The 15,211-nt window shown below is 66.9% G+C and carries 5 protein-coding genes; 4 read left to right on the forward strand and 1 reads right to left on the reverse strand.

The window, feature by feature from the left end:
- The first annotated feature begins 79 nt into the window (after nt 1-79).
- From EYZ64_RS01905 to EYZ64_RS01925, 4 genes are all read left to right on the forward strand, one after another.
- Complete coding sequence (locus EYZ64_RS01905) at nt 80-1,162, forward strand: NAD(P)H-dependent amine dehydrogenase family protein (protein ID WP_135451625.1); 1,083 nt, start codon at nt 80-82, stop codon at nt 1,160-1,162.
- 487 nt (nt 1,163-1,649) lie between these two features.
- Entirely contained in the window at nt 1,650-1,979 is a 330-nt protein-coding gene (locus EYZ64_RS01910; RefSeq protein ID WP_135451626.1) for a PadR family transcriptional regulator, read from the forward strand.
- Nucleotides 1,976-2,338: a DUF1048 domain-containing protein gene (locus EYZ64_RS01915; RefSeq protein WP_167857675.1), complete on the forward strand. Its 363-nt coding sequence runs from the start codon at nt 1,976-1,978 to the stop codon at nt 2,336-2,338. Before EYZ64_RS01910 ends, EYZ64_RS01915 begins: the two co-directional genes overlap by 4 nt.
- Nucleotides 2,339-2,732: 394 nt before the next feature.
- Complete coding sequence (locus EYZ64_RS01925) at nt 2,733-3,521, forward strand: alpha/beta fold hydrolase (RefSeq protein ID WP_286174564.1); 789 nt, start codon at nt 2,733-2,735, stop codon at nt 3,519-3,521.
- A 480-nt stretch (nt 3,522-4,001) separates the two neighbouring features.
- On the opposite strand, the gene EYZ64_RS01930 is transcribed toward EYZ64_RS01925, so the two are convergent.
- Nucleotides 4,002-15,083 (reverse strand): type I polyketide synthase, encoded by an 11,082-nt coding sequence (locus tag EYZ64_RS01930; RefSeq protein ID WP_135451627.1) that lies wholly within the window; start codon nt 15,081-15,083, stop codon nt 4,002-4,004.
- Nucleotides 15,084-15,211: the final 128 nt, after the last annotated feature.

Raw genomic sequence — 15,211 nt, forward strand, 5'->3', positions numbered from 1 at the left:
CGCCGCGCCGAAATGCCTTTGACCAGCAGTTTTGGCGGATTGTGACGATCCTCACGAATATCACCACTAGGGTGGGCGGATGCGTCGAGTAGCGGTGTGGGGCACGGGGAACATGGGTGCGACGGCCATCAGATCGGCCACGGCATTCCCGGGGCTGGAATTGGCTGCAGTCATCACGTCATCTGCGGACAAGGCTGGTCGTGACGCTGCGACGTTCGCCAAGCTCGACGGCCTCACCGGTGTCAGCGCCACTACCGACATAGATGCGGCGCTGGCCCAGTGCGACGCCGTCGCCTACATGTCATCCGGCGATATCCGCCCCGAGGAGGCGCTCGCCGAGATCGAGCGTTGCCTGCGTGCCGGCAAACAGGTGGTGACACCGTCGCTGTATTCGCTCTACGACCCGGCCTCGGCCCCCGCGGAGTGGGTCGACCGGCTCACCGACGCCGCGGTGGCCGGTAACTCCGCACTCCTGGTCAGCGGCGTCGACCCGGGCTGGGGCAATGACGCCCTGGCGGTGATCGCGGCGGGACTGTGCACCCGGATCCGCTCCATCCGGTGTCAGGAGATCTTCGACTACTCCACCTACAACCAGCCGCACTCGGTGCGGGTGCTGTGCGGTTTCGGCGGGTCCATGGACGAGACGCCGATGATGTTGCTGCCGTCCATCCCCACCATGGTGTGGGGCGGCAACGTCCGGCTCATCGGCCGCGGGCTGGGACTGGAGATCGACGACATCACCGAGACGGTCGAACGACTGCCACTGACCGAGACAGTCGACAACGTCATGGGCCGGTTCGAAGCCGGCACACAGGGCGCGTTCCGGCTCCAGGTGATCGGATGGGCCGGCGGGGTCGAGCGGGTCATCATCGAGCACATCACCCGCATCGACCCGGCCTGTGCGCCGGACTGGCCGCAGCCGGACGAAGGCGTCGGTGATCACCGGGTGATCGTCGACGGCGATCCCCAGCTGAGCATCGTGGTGCGCGCCGACGTGCCTGGCGGCACCCGGGCCGACGGTGGCAACACCACTGCGGCCAACCGACTGCTCGGCGCGATCGACTGGCTGGCCACCCAGAAGCCCGGCATCTACGACGGCCTCGACGTGCCGTTGCACCCACCGCTCCCCGCCGCGGTCGAGGCGACCCGCTGGGTCGACTAGGGCGTGTCGCATATCCGTTTGACGGTTGGTTTGACGGTGTCGTGGCTGCGGGTGTTCTCAGATGAGCTTGGGCTTTGGTTGAGTCGGAGATGCGGTGGCTTCAGCCAAGGGCGGCAGGCCGTTTCGTGATCTCCGCATGGCGGTAGCGGCGGTCGTCGGTGGGATTGCACGGGTGCCCGTGGCGGGATTTGCCTGTTGGCTGGTCCCGCGCCCGGCCCCGGCGGGTTCACGGTGGCACGGCTGACTCGTCCAAGGCGATCCGTGAGGTTGGTTCCTGTATTCGGTCAACCGCCCCGGCGTAGCCCGACACTGATCGACTCGCCTAACCAGGCGCTACCCGAATCGTCGTTGTTCTAACGCCCCTACCGCAGGACCCCTGACTTTTACCGGCCGGCACCCCCCGTCGTTACGTGGGCTTGCGTCTCCAGTACTCAGTGATACTATCTACTGGTAGTTAGTATCACTGAGTAGAACGAGGATGGGTTCCGTGGGCAAGCAGATAACGGAGCTGCTCAAGGGCACGCTGGAGGGCATCGTCCTCGCGATCTTGTCCGGACGGCCCGCGTACGGCTACGAGATCACGGCGTCGTTACGGGAGCGGGGCTTCTCTGACATCGCCGAGGGCACCATCTATGCCCTGCTCATCAGGATTGAGAAAAGGGGCCTGGTCGACGTGGAGAAGATCCCGTCGGAGAAGGGGCCGCCGCGCAAGGTGTATTCCCTCAACGCGCAGGGACAGGAATATCTCGACGAGTTCTGGAGGACCTGGAGCTTCCTCTCCGAACGGCTCGAACAGCTCCATGAAGGAGGCAAATGACCATGTTCATCTCAAAGGTGATCGGCGACGTCGGCGACAAGCGGCGGTGGAGGCAGTGCAAGGCGCGCGCAAGACAGCTTCCCGAGCCCTATCGCACGGCAGTCGGTGCTTTCGAGCGGTACTTGACGTACTTCGGATCGGGGGGCGGCGTTTCGCTGTTCGAGGACCTTGCCGATCTATTCGAGCAGAGCGCTATGGCTGGAACCCCTATCCACGAGGTCGTCGGGGAGGACCCTGTGGAGTTCATCGAAGCGTTCGCGCGGAACTACCAGGAGGATTCGTGGATCAACCGTGAACGGGAGCGGCTGATCAGCGCCATCGAGCGCGCCGCCGGCGAAGACACCGGAAAGGGAAGGTAGGGCCGTTCGATGACGACACGCTAAACGCTGACGATCCATGTGCAGGGTCTGGAGAAGTCCTGCAAGAAACGGCATGTGCTGCCCGGCGCGAACTTCGACGTGGCACAAGACAGCATCTTCGCCCCGACCACTACCGTCGCGACATCTCCTAGCTGGTTGTGCTTGGAACGGGGGTTCCGGAGCCAGACGTGCTGTGATCACGTCTGGCGGCGAGAGCGGGACCGCCTTGGGCAACCAGGAGATCGACTCCGCCGAGGCGTGCGCCTCGGGATCGGTATTACCGGTCAATCCTTCGCGGTGGACAACCCACCGACACCTCATCTAATCCCCGGCCGTGGTGGCCTCACCGTCGTATCACCATGCCCAAAACCGACATCGAGGAAGTGCACAACCTATGAACACCTCAACCTGGACTGGCATGATGCCGATCGACGACACCGCGCTGGCCGTGACCGACACCGGCGGGCCCGGTCTTCCCGTCGTATACCTCAACGGCGGCTATTCCAGCCAACGCCCCTGGCGGCCCGTGATCGCCGAACTCGGCACCAGCTACCGGCACATCACCTACGACGAGCGGGCCCGCGGTAAATCGAAGCCGTCATCGGACTACTCCTTCGAGGCGTGCCTCCGAGACATCGATGCCGTCCTCGCGGCAAGGGGCGTGGACCGGCCGCTTCTGGTGGGCTGGTCCTACGGCGGGATCCTCGCGTGGCACTGGGCCGACCGGAATCCGGACCGCGTGCTGGGGGTAGTGACCGTGGATGCTGCGCCGCAGGGCTTGACCGGCGAGGAGGGCCGGGAGCGGATCCGGAAACTGTTCCGCCGGATGCGGTTTGTGTTGCCGTTGGGGCGCCCGCTGGGCCTGGCCGCGCGGATGACTGCCGACCAGCACGCTGAGGTCGGCATCGATGCCAACGAGGTCGCCGCCGCCAGCGTGCCGGTACTCGAGCGCCTGACCTGCCCGGTGCGGTTCGTCCTGGCCACGGGAGTCAGCCTCGGAAACGAGGAAGGGGAGATGGAGCAGGCGCGGGCTTCACTCGATCCAGTGTTTGCCCGCAACCCGAACGTCAAGCTGAGCGCGAAGGTCGCGAGCAACCACTCCAAGATCCTGAACAAGGACTTCCGTGCTGTCGCCCAGGCTGTACGGGAGACCGCGGCCGCCCGCGACCGGAGGCGCCGCTGAGCGGACGGCGGACTGGCTCACGATCGGTCGGTGGCTTTCGCCGACGCCACGACGTGCGCCGACCCGCCCCGTCTGAGCACTGCTGTGTGACCGCAACGACGGTTGGTTTGACGGTGTCGTGTGGTGTCGCGGCTCCGGGTGTTCTCGGATGAGCTGTGGGCTTTGGTTGAGTCGGAGATGCGGTGGCTTCAGCCAAGGGCGGCAGGCCGTTTCGTGATCACCGTACGGTGGTAGAGGCGGTCGTCGATCGGTTTGCGCGGGTTGCCCGTGGCGGGATTTGCCTGTTGGCTGGTCCCGCGCCCGGCCGTCTCAGGCCGAGGCGATCCGTCAGCATTTGCGGGTCCGCGGTTGTACGCAGCTTCCAACGATGTACATAATGGCGCGCTACCGCCACCCGGGTACAACCGACACAACCCCAACTACCGCAGTGGCGTCGTGCTCGACGCCAACATCCTTTGGCTGAAACGGTGACAACACACTCTAGGCGTCGCTTGCCGGTTCGGACTCCATGACGGATTGCGTCGCCTCCGCTTGCGTCTCCTCCGGCGATTCCGCGTCGGGCAGCTGACCGACGAGGTACTCGGCGAGTCCGCCGATCGTCGGATAGTCGAACACCGCGGTCGCGTTGAGCGTGAACTTGCCGCCGAACTGACTGTGCAGCCGGTTGCGGAGTTCGATCGCCATCAGCGAGTCCGTGCCGAGATCCAGGAACCGGCTGGTCGCGGCCGGCGGCGATGCCAGCCGCAGGAAGTTCTGCACTTCCTTCTGCAGGAACTCGGTCACGAACCCGGCACGCTGCGGTACCGGGATCTCGAGCAGCTGCTTGAGCACCTCGCTGTCACCGACGACCTCGCCGACGGCACTCGGCAACACCAGGTCGAGGATCGGCGGCCGCTGACTGCCCAGCACCTTCGCGGCCCGCTGCCAGTTCGCCTTGATGACGGTGGCCTGGCCGGTGCCGTTGGCGATGACCTCGGCCAGGGCACTCAGCGCCGCCGAGGGCTCCAGCGGAATCAGGCCCTGTGCACTGATGTTGGCGGTCGCGGCTTCCGACGAGGCCATGCCGCCCTGGGCCCACGGGCCGAAGTTGACGCCGGTGGCCGGCAGGCCTTGTGCCCTTCGCTGCGCCACCAGGCCGTCGAGCAGCGCATTGGCGGTGGCGTAGTTGGACTGACCGGGTGAACCGAACAAGCTGGACACCGAGGAGGACACGATGAAGAAGTCCAGATCGTCGTCCTTCGTCAACCTGTCCAGGTGGCCGGCGCCGAATGCCTTGGGCGCCAACGTGGTCTGGAACCGTTCCAGGCTCTGCTGGCCCAGCAGTGCGTCATCGAGCACACCCGCGAGATGTGCCACACCGGCGAGCGGGGGCAATTCGATGCGGATCCGGTCGAGGAGCTTGGCCACCTCGGACTCGTGGCCGACATCGGCGGCGAAGACGTGGATGCGGGTCTTGTACCGCTCGGTGATCTCCTCGATCAACCGTTGGGTGTCCGCATCGGGCGCCCGGCGGCTGGTCAACACGATGTCACCGGCACCCAGCTGCGCCAGGTACGCAGCGGTGTGCAGACCGATCGCACCGAGTCCACCGGTGATCAGGTAGGTCCGATCCGGCCGCGGTGCAAGCGGATTCGGCATCTGGCACACAATCTTGCCGATATGCCGGGCCTGCTGCATGCGCCGGAACGCCGTCCTGGCCTCGGTCAGCGGGTAGATCTCGGCGGGCAGTGGCGTCCACTGTCCCTTGGCCAGTCCGTCCGACACCTCGGTCAGCAAGTCGCGAATGCGTTCGGGCTCTTGGAACATCACGGTGTCCAACGCGACGATCTCGTAGGCGATGTCGGGTCGGGCCTCGGCCATCTGCTCCGCAGTCCAGATATCGCGCTTGGCGATCTCGGCGAACCGGCCGTTCTTGGCGGTGGCCCGCACGGTCGCCTCGACGAACCCTTCACTCGTCAAGCTGTTGAGCACCACGTCCACGCCGGCACCGTCGGTATCCGCCAGGATCTGATCGGCGAAATCGGTTGTACGCGAGTCATACACGTACTTGACACCGAGCTTGCGCACCGTCGCCCGCTTGAAGGTGCTCGCCGTCGCATAGACCTCGGCACCGCACTGCTGCGCCATCTGGATGGCCGCCAATCCCACGCCGCCACTGGCAGCGTGGATGAGCACCTTGTCGCCCGGCTTCAGTTGCGCCCAGTCGAACGCGAGCCGGACCGTCAGCGCCGCGGCGGGAATCGTCGCGGCCTCGACCGCGCTGACCCCGTCGGGGATCGGTGCCAGGAACTGCGCCGGCGCGTTGAACCGGCTGGCGAAGGCACCCTGCATGGAGCCGTAGACCCGCTGGCCCACCTCGACTCCGGTGACTCCCTCACCCAATTGCGTGACGACACCGGCGAAGTCACCACCGATCGGGCCGGGGTCACCCGGGTACAGGCCGAGCACGTTGAGCACGTCACGGAAGTTGAGACCTGCGGCCTCTACCCGCACCTGCACGTAGCCCTCGTCCGGCGCCGGCACTTCCTTCTCGGTGATCCGCAGGTTGTCGATCGCCCCGCGTTCGGTGGGCAGCAGGGCGTAGTCGCTCCCGCGCGGCACCGTGAGATGCCCGCTGCGCGACCACGGCAGCAACCGGGAGGCCAGCAGCTTGCCCTGCCGTACAGCGATTTCGGGCTCCTCGACCGGTGTGGCCAACAGATTCGCGAGCGCCTGCACGGCCTCGGGTGATCCGTCGGTATCGACCAGCTTGGCGCGCAGCGCCGGTTCCTCGTTGATCGTGGTGCGTCCGAATCCCCACAACGCGGCCTGTACGGGATCGACCGGCTCACCCGATTCGGTGGCGACCGCCCGCTCGGTGACGATCCAGAGTCCGCCGGGCAATTTGATCTCCCCGCCCTGCACGGTGTGCACCGCGCCGAGCAGGTTGGCGATCTCGGTCTCGAGTCGAGCCTGGCTGTCAGCGCTCGACTCTTCGGGACTCGGTGCGCCTGCGCGCCAGACGACACCGGAGAACGGCAAGCCGCGCTCCTTGGCCTCGGTCAGCACGTCTCCCAACTGCTGACCGGTGTTCCGATCGAAGGGGATGCAGCCCGGCACCTTGGCGGCAAGGTCGTCGAATCCCGCGATCAGCCAGGTGCCGGTTGCCGCCGCCTCGACTGTCTCGTTGTCAGATGCCGGTACCGGGACCTCGGCCCAGCCGAGGGTGTACAGCAGCCGGGTGGCGTCACCGCCGAGGCCGCGGAGCAGCGCCTCGCGAGGTGCCCGCTTGACCGTGAACTCCCGAATTCCGCCCAGGTAGCGGCCATCCCGATCGAGGTAATCGAGATCGAAGACCTGGGTTTCGCTGTCCAGTGCGCTCTCGTGCCACTTCGCGCGGCAGTAGAACCGCCGGGGCATCTTCTCCTTCAACGTCACCTGCCCGTACCGCAGCGGCAGGAACAGGTCGTTCACGCCCTGCTCGGCGGCGAGAAGTGCCGGGAACGCCGGGAAGGCGACACCGGTGCACAGGTCCATCAGCACCGGGTGCATCGGCTCTGTTCCGAGTTGTTCGGCGAGTTCTGCACCGACGAGGATGTCGCCGATCGCCTCGCCCTCGCCGAGCCACAGCGACTTCAGCGAACCGGACCAGTTCGGGCCCCACGACAGTTCCAAGTCGGAGAAGGTCTCGAACAGTTCCTGCGGACGCATCCGGTTCATGCGCTCGATCGCTTCGTCGACCGGGTCGTCCTCGGGCACCGGCGTCTCGGCCACGTCCTCGAGACCGCTCACCACCGTGCCTTCGGCATTCAGCGACCAGTCAGCGACCCGGTCCCCGTAGGGACGGCTGTGCACCTGGAACTTCCACCCGCCACCCTCGTCCAGCGGGTGCAACATCAGCTGTACCTCGCGAGAGCTCTTCTCGGGCAGGATGATCGGCTCGTAGAAGAACACGTCCTTTGCCCGCGCCGGCGTACCGACCGCGGCCAGTGCCATGGCCGCGTACGTCGCCCCGGGAACGACGACGGTGCCGTAGATGACGTGGTCGGCAAGCCACGGTTGGGATTTGACCGACAACCTGCTGGTGTACACGGAATCGCCAGAGGCCAGGTCTTTCCCACTGCCCAGAATTCCGGATTCCATGGCACCGTCCATGCCGGAGCCGACGATGCCGCTTCCCTTGGGCCAGAAGCGCCGACGCTGGAACGGGTAGGTCGGCAATTCGAGTCGGCGACGGGGCTGACGATGCAGCGCGGTGAAATCGGGCCGGTGACCGCCGACGTAGGCCGAGGCCAGCGCATCGGCGATCTGGCGCCGGTCGGCAACGCCCTTGCGCAGCGAGACGATTGCGCGCGGTGCAGGCAGGTGCTCCGGCCAGACCTGGACCGCAGCCCCGGTCAGCACCGGCTGCGGACCGATCTCCATCAACACCGAGCAACCCAGTGCCGCCACGGTGCGCACGCTCTCGGCGAACTGCACCGGTTGGCGTGAGTGTCGGCGCCAGTACTTCGCATCGAGCGGGGTCTGGGCCGTGAGCACGCTGCCGGTGCGGTTGCAGACCAGCGGCAATGTCGGGGTGGCGAACTGCAACTGCGCTGCGTACGACTCGAACTCATCGAGTACGGGGTCGAGCAGTTCCGAGTGGAAGGCGTGGCTGGTCTGCAGCCAGGTGCAGCGGACCCCCTCGTCACCGAACTTCTCGACGATCTGCTCGAGATCCTCACCCGGACCCGACAGCACGGTGTTGGGTCCGTTGTAGGCGCCGACCGACACCCGCGGGAACTCGCCGGCAATCTGCTCGACGTGCTTGGGGTCGGCGAACACCGCCACCATCCGTCCGCCTTCGGGGAGGCTGCCGAACAGCCGGCCGCGCTCGGCCATAAGCCGCGCACCGTCCTCGAGGCTGAATACTCCGGCCACGCATGCCGCTGCGTACTGGCCGACGCTGTGCCCGAGCACCACATCGGGCTCGATGCCCCACGACTGCCACAGCCGCGCCAGGCCCATCTCGACTGCGAAGATCGCCGGTTGGGCAAAGGACGTGTGCCGCAACGTCTCTCCGGCCTTGCCGCCCGTTTCGCGATCGGTGGCGAAAATGACCTCGAGCAGTGGGCTCGGCAGGATGTCCTTGACCGCGTCTGCGCAGCGTTTCACGGTTTCCGCGAAGACCGGTTCGGAGTCGAACAGTTCACGGGCCATTCCCGGGTACTGGCTGCCCTGGCCGGTGAACAACCACGCCGTGGTCGGGTGGTTCAAGTGCTCGCCGCGTACGACACCGGGCCGCGTGCGATTCTCGGCCAGATCCTCCAGGTATATGCGCGCATCGTCGATCGAATCCACCACCAGTGCGGCGCGGTGCTCGAAGTGTGAACGGCCCGTGCCTGCGGTGAGACACACGTCGGCGAGGTCGGCCTCCGGATGGGCGGCCAACCAGGTTCCGTAACGCTGCGCCAGCGCGACCACCGCTTCCGGTGACCGCCCGGACAGCGCCAGCACATTCACCTGCTCGGTCTGGGCTTCCGGTGTCGATTCCGGCGCGACGCCTTCGGCGAGATCCCCGTCGGCGAGGTCGTCGCCGGCCGGTGCCGGTGCCGCTTGCGCGGGCGCCTCCTCGACCAGCACATGGGCGTTCGTGCCGGTGAAGCCGAAGGAGCTCACGCCGGCGCGTCGCGGCCTGCCGTTGGTCAGCCACGGAATCGCCTTGTCCACGACCCGCACCGGCAGCGAGTCCCACGGGATGTGCGGCGACGGATTGTCGAAATGCAGGCTCTGCGGCAGTGTTTCGTGCTGCAGAGACAACACGACCTTGATCAGACCCGCTGCCCCAGATGCCGATTCGGTGTGGCCGATGTTGGTTTTCACCGAACCCATCAACAGTGGCCGGTCCGTGTCACGTGAGGTGCCGTAGGCGGCTGCGGCGGCCTGCACCTCAATCGGATCACCCAGCGGAGTGCCCGTTCCGTGCGCCTCGAGGTAGTCGACGTCCCCGCCGGACAGCCCGGCGCGAGCCAGTACGGACCCGATGAGCCGTTGCTGTGCACCACCATTGGGAACGGTCAAACCGCTCGACGCACCGTCCTGGTTCACCCCGCTGCCCGGAATGATCGCGCAGATCCGATCGCCGTCGCGTTGCGCGTCGCTCAATCTCTTGAGGACGAGAATTCCGCAGCCTTCGCTGCGCACGTAGCCGTCCGCGGAGGCGTCGAACGTCTTGCACCGTCCCACCGGGGAAAGCATCCTGGCGCGGGATGCGGCGACGACGGTCACCGGAGAAAGCAGGACGTTCACGCCGCCGGCCAACGCCATGTCGCAATCACCCGAGTGCAGTGCCTGGCAGGCCTGATGGACGGCCACCAGCGCCGAGCTGCAGGCGGTGTCGATTGCCACCGCGGGACCCTCGAGTCCCAGCGCGAAGGCAACGCGACCGGAAATGGCGTTGAGTGCGTTGCCGGTGATGAAGTGCGGCTCGATCTTGTCGATGGACTCCGACGACAGCAGATGCGCGTACTCGTTGGCCGCCACACCCACGAAGATGCCGGTTCGGCTGCCGCGCAACGTCGCCGGCGCGTACCCGGCCCGCTCCAGTCCTTCCCAGGCCGTCTCGAGCATCAGCCGCTGCTGCGGCTCGATCCAGACGGCCTCACGCGGGGAGATGCCGAAGAACTCGGGGTCGAATCCGTCTATGCCGTCGAGGAATCCGCCGAATCGTGTGTAGGTCTTGCCCGGAGCATCCGGATCCGGGTCGAAGAACTCGTCGATGTCGAACCGGTCTTCCGGGACTTCCCGGATCGCATCGACACCGCCGGACAGGACGTCCCAGAAAGCTTCCGGGTCGGGCGCACCGGGGAAGCGGCACGACACCGCGACGATCGCGATCGGATCGTCGGTGCGCGTCGTCGCCGCTGCCGGTTGCGGAGCGGGCTTGGGCTGCTCACTGAGTCCGAGCACGTCGCCGAGCAGGTAGTCGGCCACGTCGGAGATCCGGGGGTAGTCCATCACCAGGGTGATGGGGATCTCCGCCCCCACTCCCTGTTCCATGCGGCGACGCAATTCGACGGCCATCAGTGAATCCATGCCGAGGTCGAAGAACCCGGCGTCCTCACGGATCTCCGCGGCGTCCACGCGCGTCACCTCTGCCACGGCGTCACGCAGGTAATCCGTCAGCAGCTTCTTACGCTGCTGCACAGGGGCATTCGTGAGCTGCTCGACCAGTTTGGTCTTCCCGGACGCGGTGGCCGGCGACGCCACTCCCGTCAGCTGGGCGGGCAACTCACGTTCCAACTCGGCCAGGAACGCCCGTCGGCCCGCCTGCTGATAGAGCGGCAGGAAGCGGGCCCAGTCGATACGGGCTATCACTCCTTGGGCGGGGCCGTGCGCCGAAGCGGCTGCCACGACATCGGCCAGACCGGCCAGCGCATCGGACGGCGACAATGTCTTGATCCCGCGCTGCTCCAGCCGGGCACGGGAGTCCGCGTCGGCCATACCCGCCGACCAGGGACCGAAGTTGACACTGGTGCCGGCGATGCCCTGATCGCGCAGGCGCCAGGCCAGCCCATCCAGGAAAGCGTTCGCCGCGCTGTAGGCGGTCTGACCGAAACCGCCCCAGACCGAGGCGATCGAGGAGGTGCTGATGAAGAAGTCGAGCTTCTCGTCAGCTGCTGCCTCGCTCAAATGCCAGGCACCCCAGACTTTCCCGGCGAAGACCCGATCCACTTCAGCGTCATCGAGCTCGCTCAGCGGAGTGGTACCGATCTCGCCCGCGGCGTGCACGATGCCGGCCAGCGGTGGCAGCTCGGCCCGCACACCGGCCAGAAGGCGGGCGACGTCATGTGCGTCGGCGACATCGGCCGCGGCGACCCGGATCTCACAGCCGTGCTGGTCGCGCAGCGTATCGATGCGCTTTTGTGCGGTGTCGCTGGGCTGGCGCCGGCTGGTCAGCACCAGTTGCTTGGCACCGTGCGCGGCCAGGTACCCGGCGATTTCGAGCCCGATGGAGCCGAGCCCTCCGGTCACCAGATACGTTGCGTCAGCGCGCAGTTCCAGCGGTTTGCCGCTCGGCAGGTCCTCCGGCCGAACCAGCCGGGGAACGTAGACCTCGTGACCCCGCAGCGCGACCTGGTCTTCCTTGACGGCCGATTCGGCTGCCGTGGTGATCCGGTTGAGCAGCCCGGACCATTCGCCGGTCGTCCCCTCGGAGAGATCGGCCAGACCACCCCACACCTGAGGAAGCTCGAGGGCCGCGGCGCGGCCGAATCCCCACAGGGCACTCTGCTCCGGCGTCACGGTGTCCGCCTCGGTGACGTGTTGTGCCCCGCGGGTGACGAGCCAGATGGGTGCCCTCAGGTCAGCGGCGACCGCGGCGCGGAGGAGCCGCCGCGTTCCGGCCAGGACCTGGTGTTGCATCCGCAGCAGTGATCGCATCGAGGGGGTGGCGCCGGAGTCAAGCGCGGCGACGTGCACGATGCGCAGCGTCGAATCGCCCGTTGCCGCGGCGCGCAACGTCGCTGCGAGTTGCACCTCGTCCGCATCGGACGCAGGCAATCCGAAGAATCGATACTGCTGCCTACGCGCGGTGAGGGTGTCCACCAGAGGCTTGACGGCGTCGGACTCGTCGCCGATGAGGATCCAGGAACTCTCCCCGGTTTCGGAACCGGAGAGGGGGGTAACCGCCTTTTCCCATCGGAACTCGTAACGGTCGTCCGCGATGGACTGCGTCGAGCGCTGTTGGTTGTGTTGCGCCGCAAGCTTGGTCAGTACCGCGAGCGTCTGATCGTCGCCGCCGGCGCCGTCGAGCAGGGCTGCGAGTTCCTCGATCCGGCCGTCCTCGAGCAGCCGGACCGCCTGGGTGCGGGCGGCCACGTGCTGCTGCTGGTTGGGCTCGTCACGATTGTCGCGGTACCAGTACTGGCGGTGCTCGAACGGGTAGGTCGGAAGGTCCAGCTTCTGCGCGTGGGCCTGCCGGAAGGCGCCGAAGTCGGGCAGGTGGCCCAGCACGTAGGCATCGGCGACGGCTCCGGTGATCTGCCGGTGGTCGGCGGTGTTCCGCCGCAGCGAGGTGATCACCCGAGGTGCGGTGGCCGGGTCGGGCCAGGCGCCCAGGGCCGTCGCGGTGAGCACCGGACGCGGGCCGACCTCGAGCAGCACCTTGCAGTTCAGATCGGCGAGGGTGCGCACGCTCTTGGCGAACTCCACCGGTTGGCGCGCGTGACGACGCCAGTAGGCGCCGTCCATCTTGACGCTCCGGCCCAGGGCTGCGCCGGTGCGGTTGTCGATCAGAATCCGTTGTGGTGCTTTGAAAGTGAACCGGTTCGCGTACGCCTCGAACTCGTTGAGGATCGGTTCCAGCAGTGCCGAGTGGAATGCGTGGCTGGTTTCCAGCCAGTCACACCGCACGCCGTCGGCCGTCAAACGCGCCACGGCCTTCTCCAGGTCCGCTGCAGGTCCGGACAGCACGGTGTTGGCGCCGTTGTATGCGGCGACCGAGAGCGCGGGGTACTCGTCGGTGAGGCTCTCGACCCGCTCGGCTGCGGTGAACACCGCCGCCATCCGGCCGCCCGCGGGCAGACTGCCGAAGAGTCGGCCACGTTCGGCCATGAGCCGCATGCCGTCGTCGAGGCTGAACACGCCCGCGACGCACGCGGCCGAGTACTGGCCGACGCTGTGACCCAGCACCACGTCCGGTTCGAAGCCCCACGACTGCCAGAGCTGGGCCAAGCCCATCTCCAGGGCGAACAGCGCGGGCTGGGCGTAGGAGGTCTGCCGCAGCGTCTCCTCGCCATCCGGGCTGTCGAGGTCGAAAATCACGTCCAGCAGCGGTTTTTCGAGGACGTCGGCGACTGTGGCCGCGCACCGGTTCAGGATCTCGGCGAACACCGGTTCGGTGTCGTACAGCTCGCGCGCCATGCCGGGGTACTGGCTGCCCTGGCCGGTGAAGAGCCAGGCCGTCTTCGGGGCGTCGTGGGATTCCCCGCGAACCAGACCGGGAGCCGGGCGGTCGTCCGCCAGCGCGCCGAGCAGTTCGACAGCGGATTCCCTGGAGTTGACCACCAACGCGGCGCGGTGCTCCAGGTGCGCGCGCCCCACTCCGGCGGTGAGGCACACGTCCGCCAACGTGGCCTCCGGATGTGCGCCCAACCAGTTGCGGTATTCGCCGGCGACCTGCACTAACGCTTCCGGTGTCCGTGCGGACAGCGGAAGGATGCTGAACCGCTTGCTCTCAGATTGCGCAGTTCGGCCCGGCTCTGCCGCCGGCCGCGCCGTTGGTTCGGGAGCCTCTTCGAGGATGACGTGCGCGTTGGTCCCGGCGAACCCGAATGAGCTGACGCCCGCGATGCGCGGTTCGCCGTTGCGTTCCCAGGGGGTGGTCTCCTTGACCACTTCCACTGCCAGCCGGTCCCACGGAATGTGGGGCGACGGGTTCTCGAAGTGGAGGTGCTTGGGCAAGGTCTCGTTCTCGAGCGACAGGATGACCTTGATGACGCCCGCGATGCCCGCGGCCGCTTCCAGGTGACCGATGTTCGTCTTTGCCGAGCCGATCAACAGGGGCCGGTCGGGTTCGCGTCCGGCGCCGAGCACCGCGCCTGCGGCCTGCGCCTCGATCGGGTCGCCCAGTGATGTCCCGGTGCCGTGTGCTTCCAGGTAGCCGACTTCGCTGGGTCGGAGGCCGGAGCGTTCCAGAGCGTCGGTGATAACCCGTTGCTGCGCCACACCATTCGGCACGGTCAACCCGCCGGATGCGCCGTCCTGGTTGATTGCGCTGCCGCGGATAACGGCCCGAATCCGGTCGCCGTCACGGATCGCGTCCTCGAGACGCTTGATGACGATGACGCCGCAGCCCTCGCCGCGCACATAGCCGTCCGCCGCGGCGTCGAATGTCTTGCAGCGGCCGTCGGGGGCGAGCATGTGAGCGCTGGAGAACGTGATCATCGTGGCCGGTGTGAGCAGCACATTCGCACCGCCGGCCAGGGCGAGGTCGCACTCTCCCAGCCGCAGCGCCTGGCACGCCTGGTGGATCGCCACCAGCGACGAGCTGCACGCCGTGTCGACGGCGACCGAGGGACCCTGCAGCCCCAACCGGTAGCTGATCCGGCCCGCGGCCGCGGCGTTCGACGTACCGATGGCCATGTAGGCCTCGATCTCGGGGTAAGTCAGCTCGTCAGAGGCCATTCCGAGGTAGTCGTGGGTGGCCAAACCCACGAAGACGCCGGTGTTGGTTTCAGCCAAAGCTGTTGGCGCAGTGCCTGAATGCTCCACCGCGCGCCATGCCGTTTCGAGCAGGAGCCGATGTTGGGGGTCCATCAACCGTACCTCGCGGGTGGACATGCCGAAGAACGGCGCGTCGAACCCGGTCACGTCGTCGACGAAACCCGCACGACGGGTCACGACCTTGCCGGGAACGCCTGGTTCCGGGTCGAAGAACTCGTCGGCGTCCCACCGGTCCTCGGGTATCTCTGACACCGCGTCGCGTCCCTCGCGCAGCACCTCCCAGAACGCATCGGCGTCCGGTGCGCCTGGAAAGCGCGCCGCGTAGCCGACGATGGCAAAGCGAGGGTTCTTGTCGATCGGATGTTCAGCGGTTCCCATGGCCGTTGTCCTCCTAGCGTCGGCGGTCACTCAATGACTACGCCCGACATTTGTCGCACGCGAAAATTGTCCACCCCCCGACGGCACTAGAGCACTATTACACGTGAACCTGTGACGCGTGGGGCGCA

The sequence above is a fragment of the Mycobacterium sp. DL99 genome (genome assembly GCF_004762045.1).
Classification (GTDB): domain Bacteria; phylum Actinomycetota; class Actinomycetes; order Mycobacteriales; family Mycobacteriaceae; genus Mycobacterium.

Coding starts and splice junctions, on each gene's coding strand:
- EYZ64_RS01915 (WP_167857675.1), top strand. CDS start 1,976: ATGACCATGTTCATCTCAAAGGTGATCGGCGACGTCGGCGACAAGCGG.
- EYZ64_RS01930 (WP_135451627.1), bottom strand. CDS start 15,083: ATGGGAACCGCTGAACATCCGATCGACAAGAACCCTCGCTTTGCCATC.
- EYZ64_RS01925 (WP_286174564.1), top strand. CDS start 2,733: ATGAACACCTCAACCTGGACTGGCATGATGCCGATCGACGACACCGCG.
- EYZ64_RS01905 (WP_135451625.1), top strand. CDS start 80: ATGCGTCGAGTAGCGGTGTGGGGCACGGGGAACATGGGTGCGACGGCC.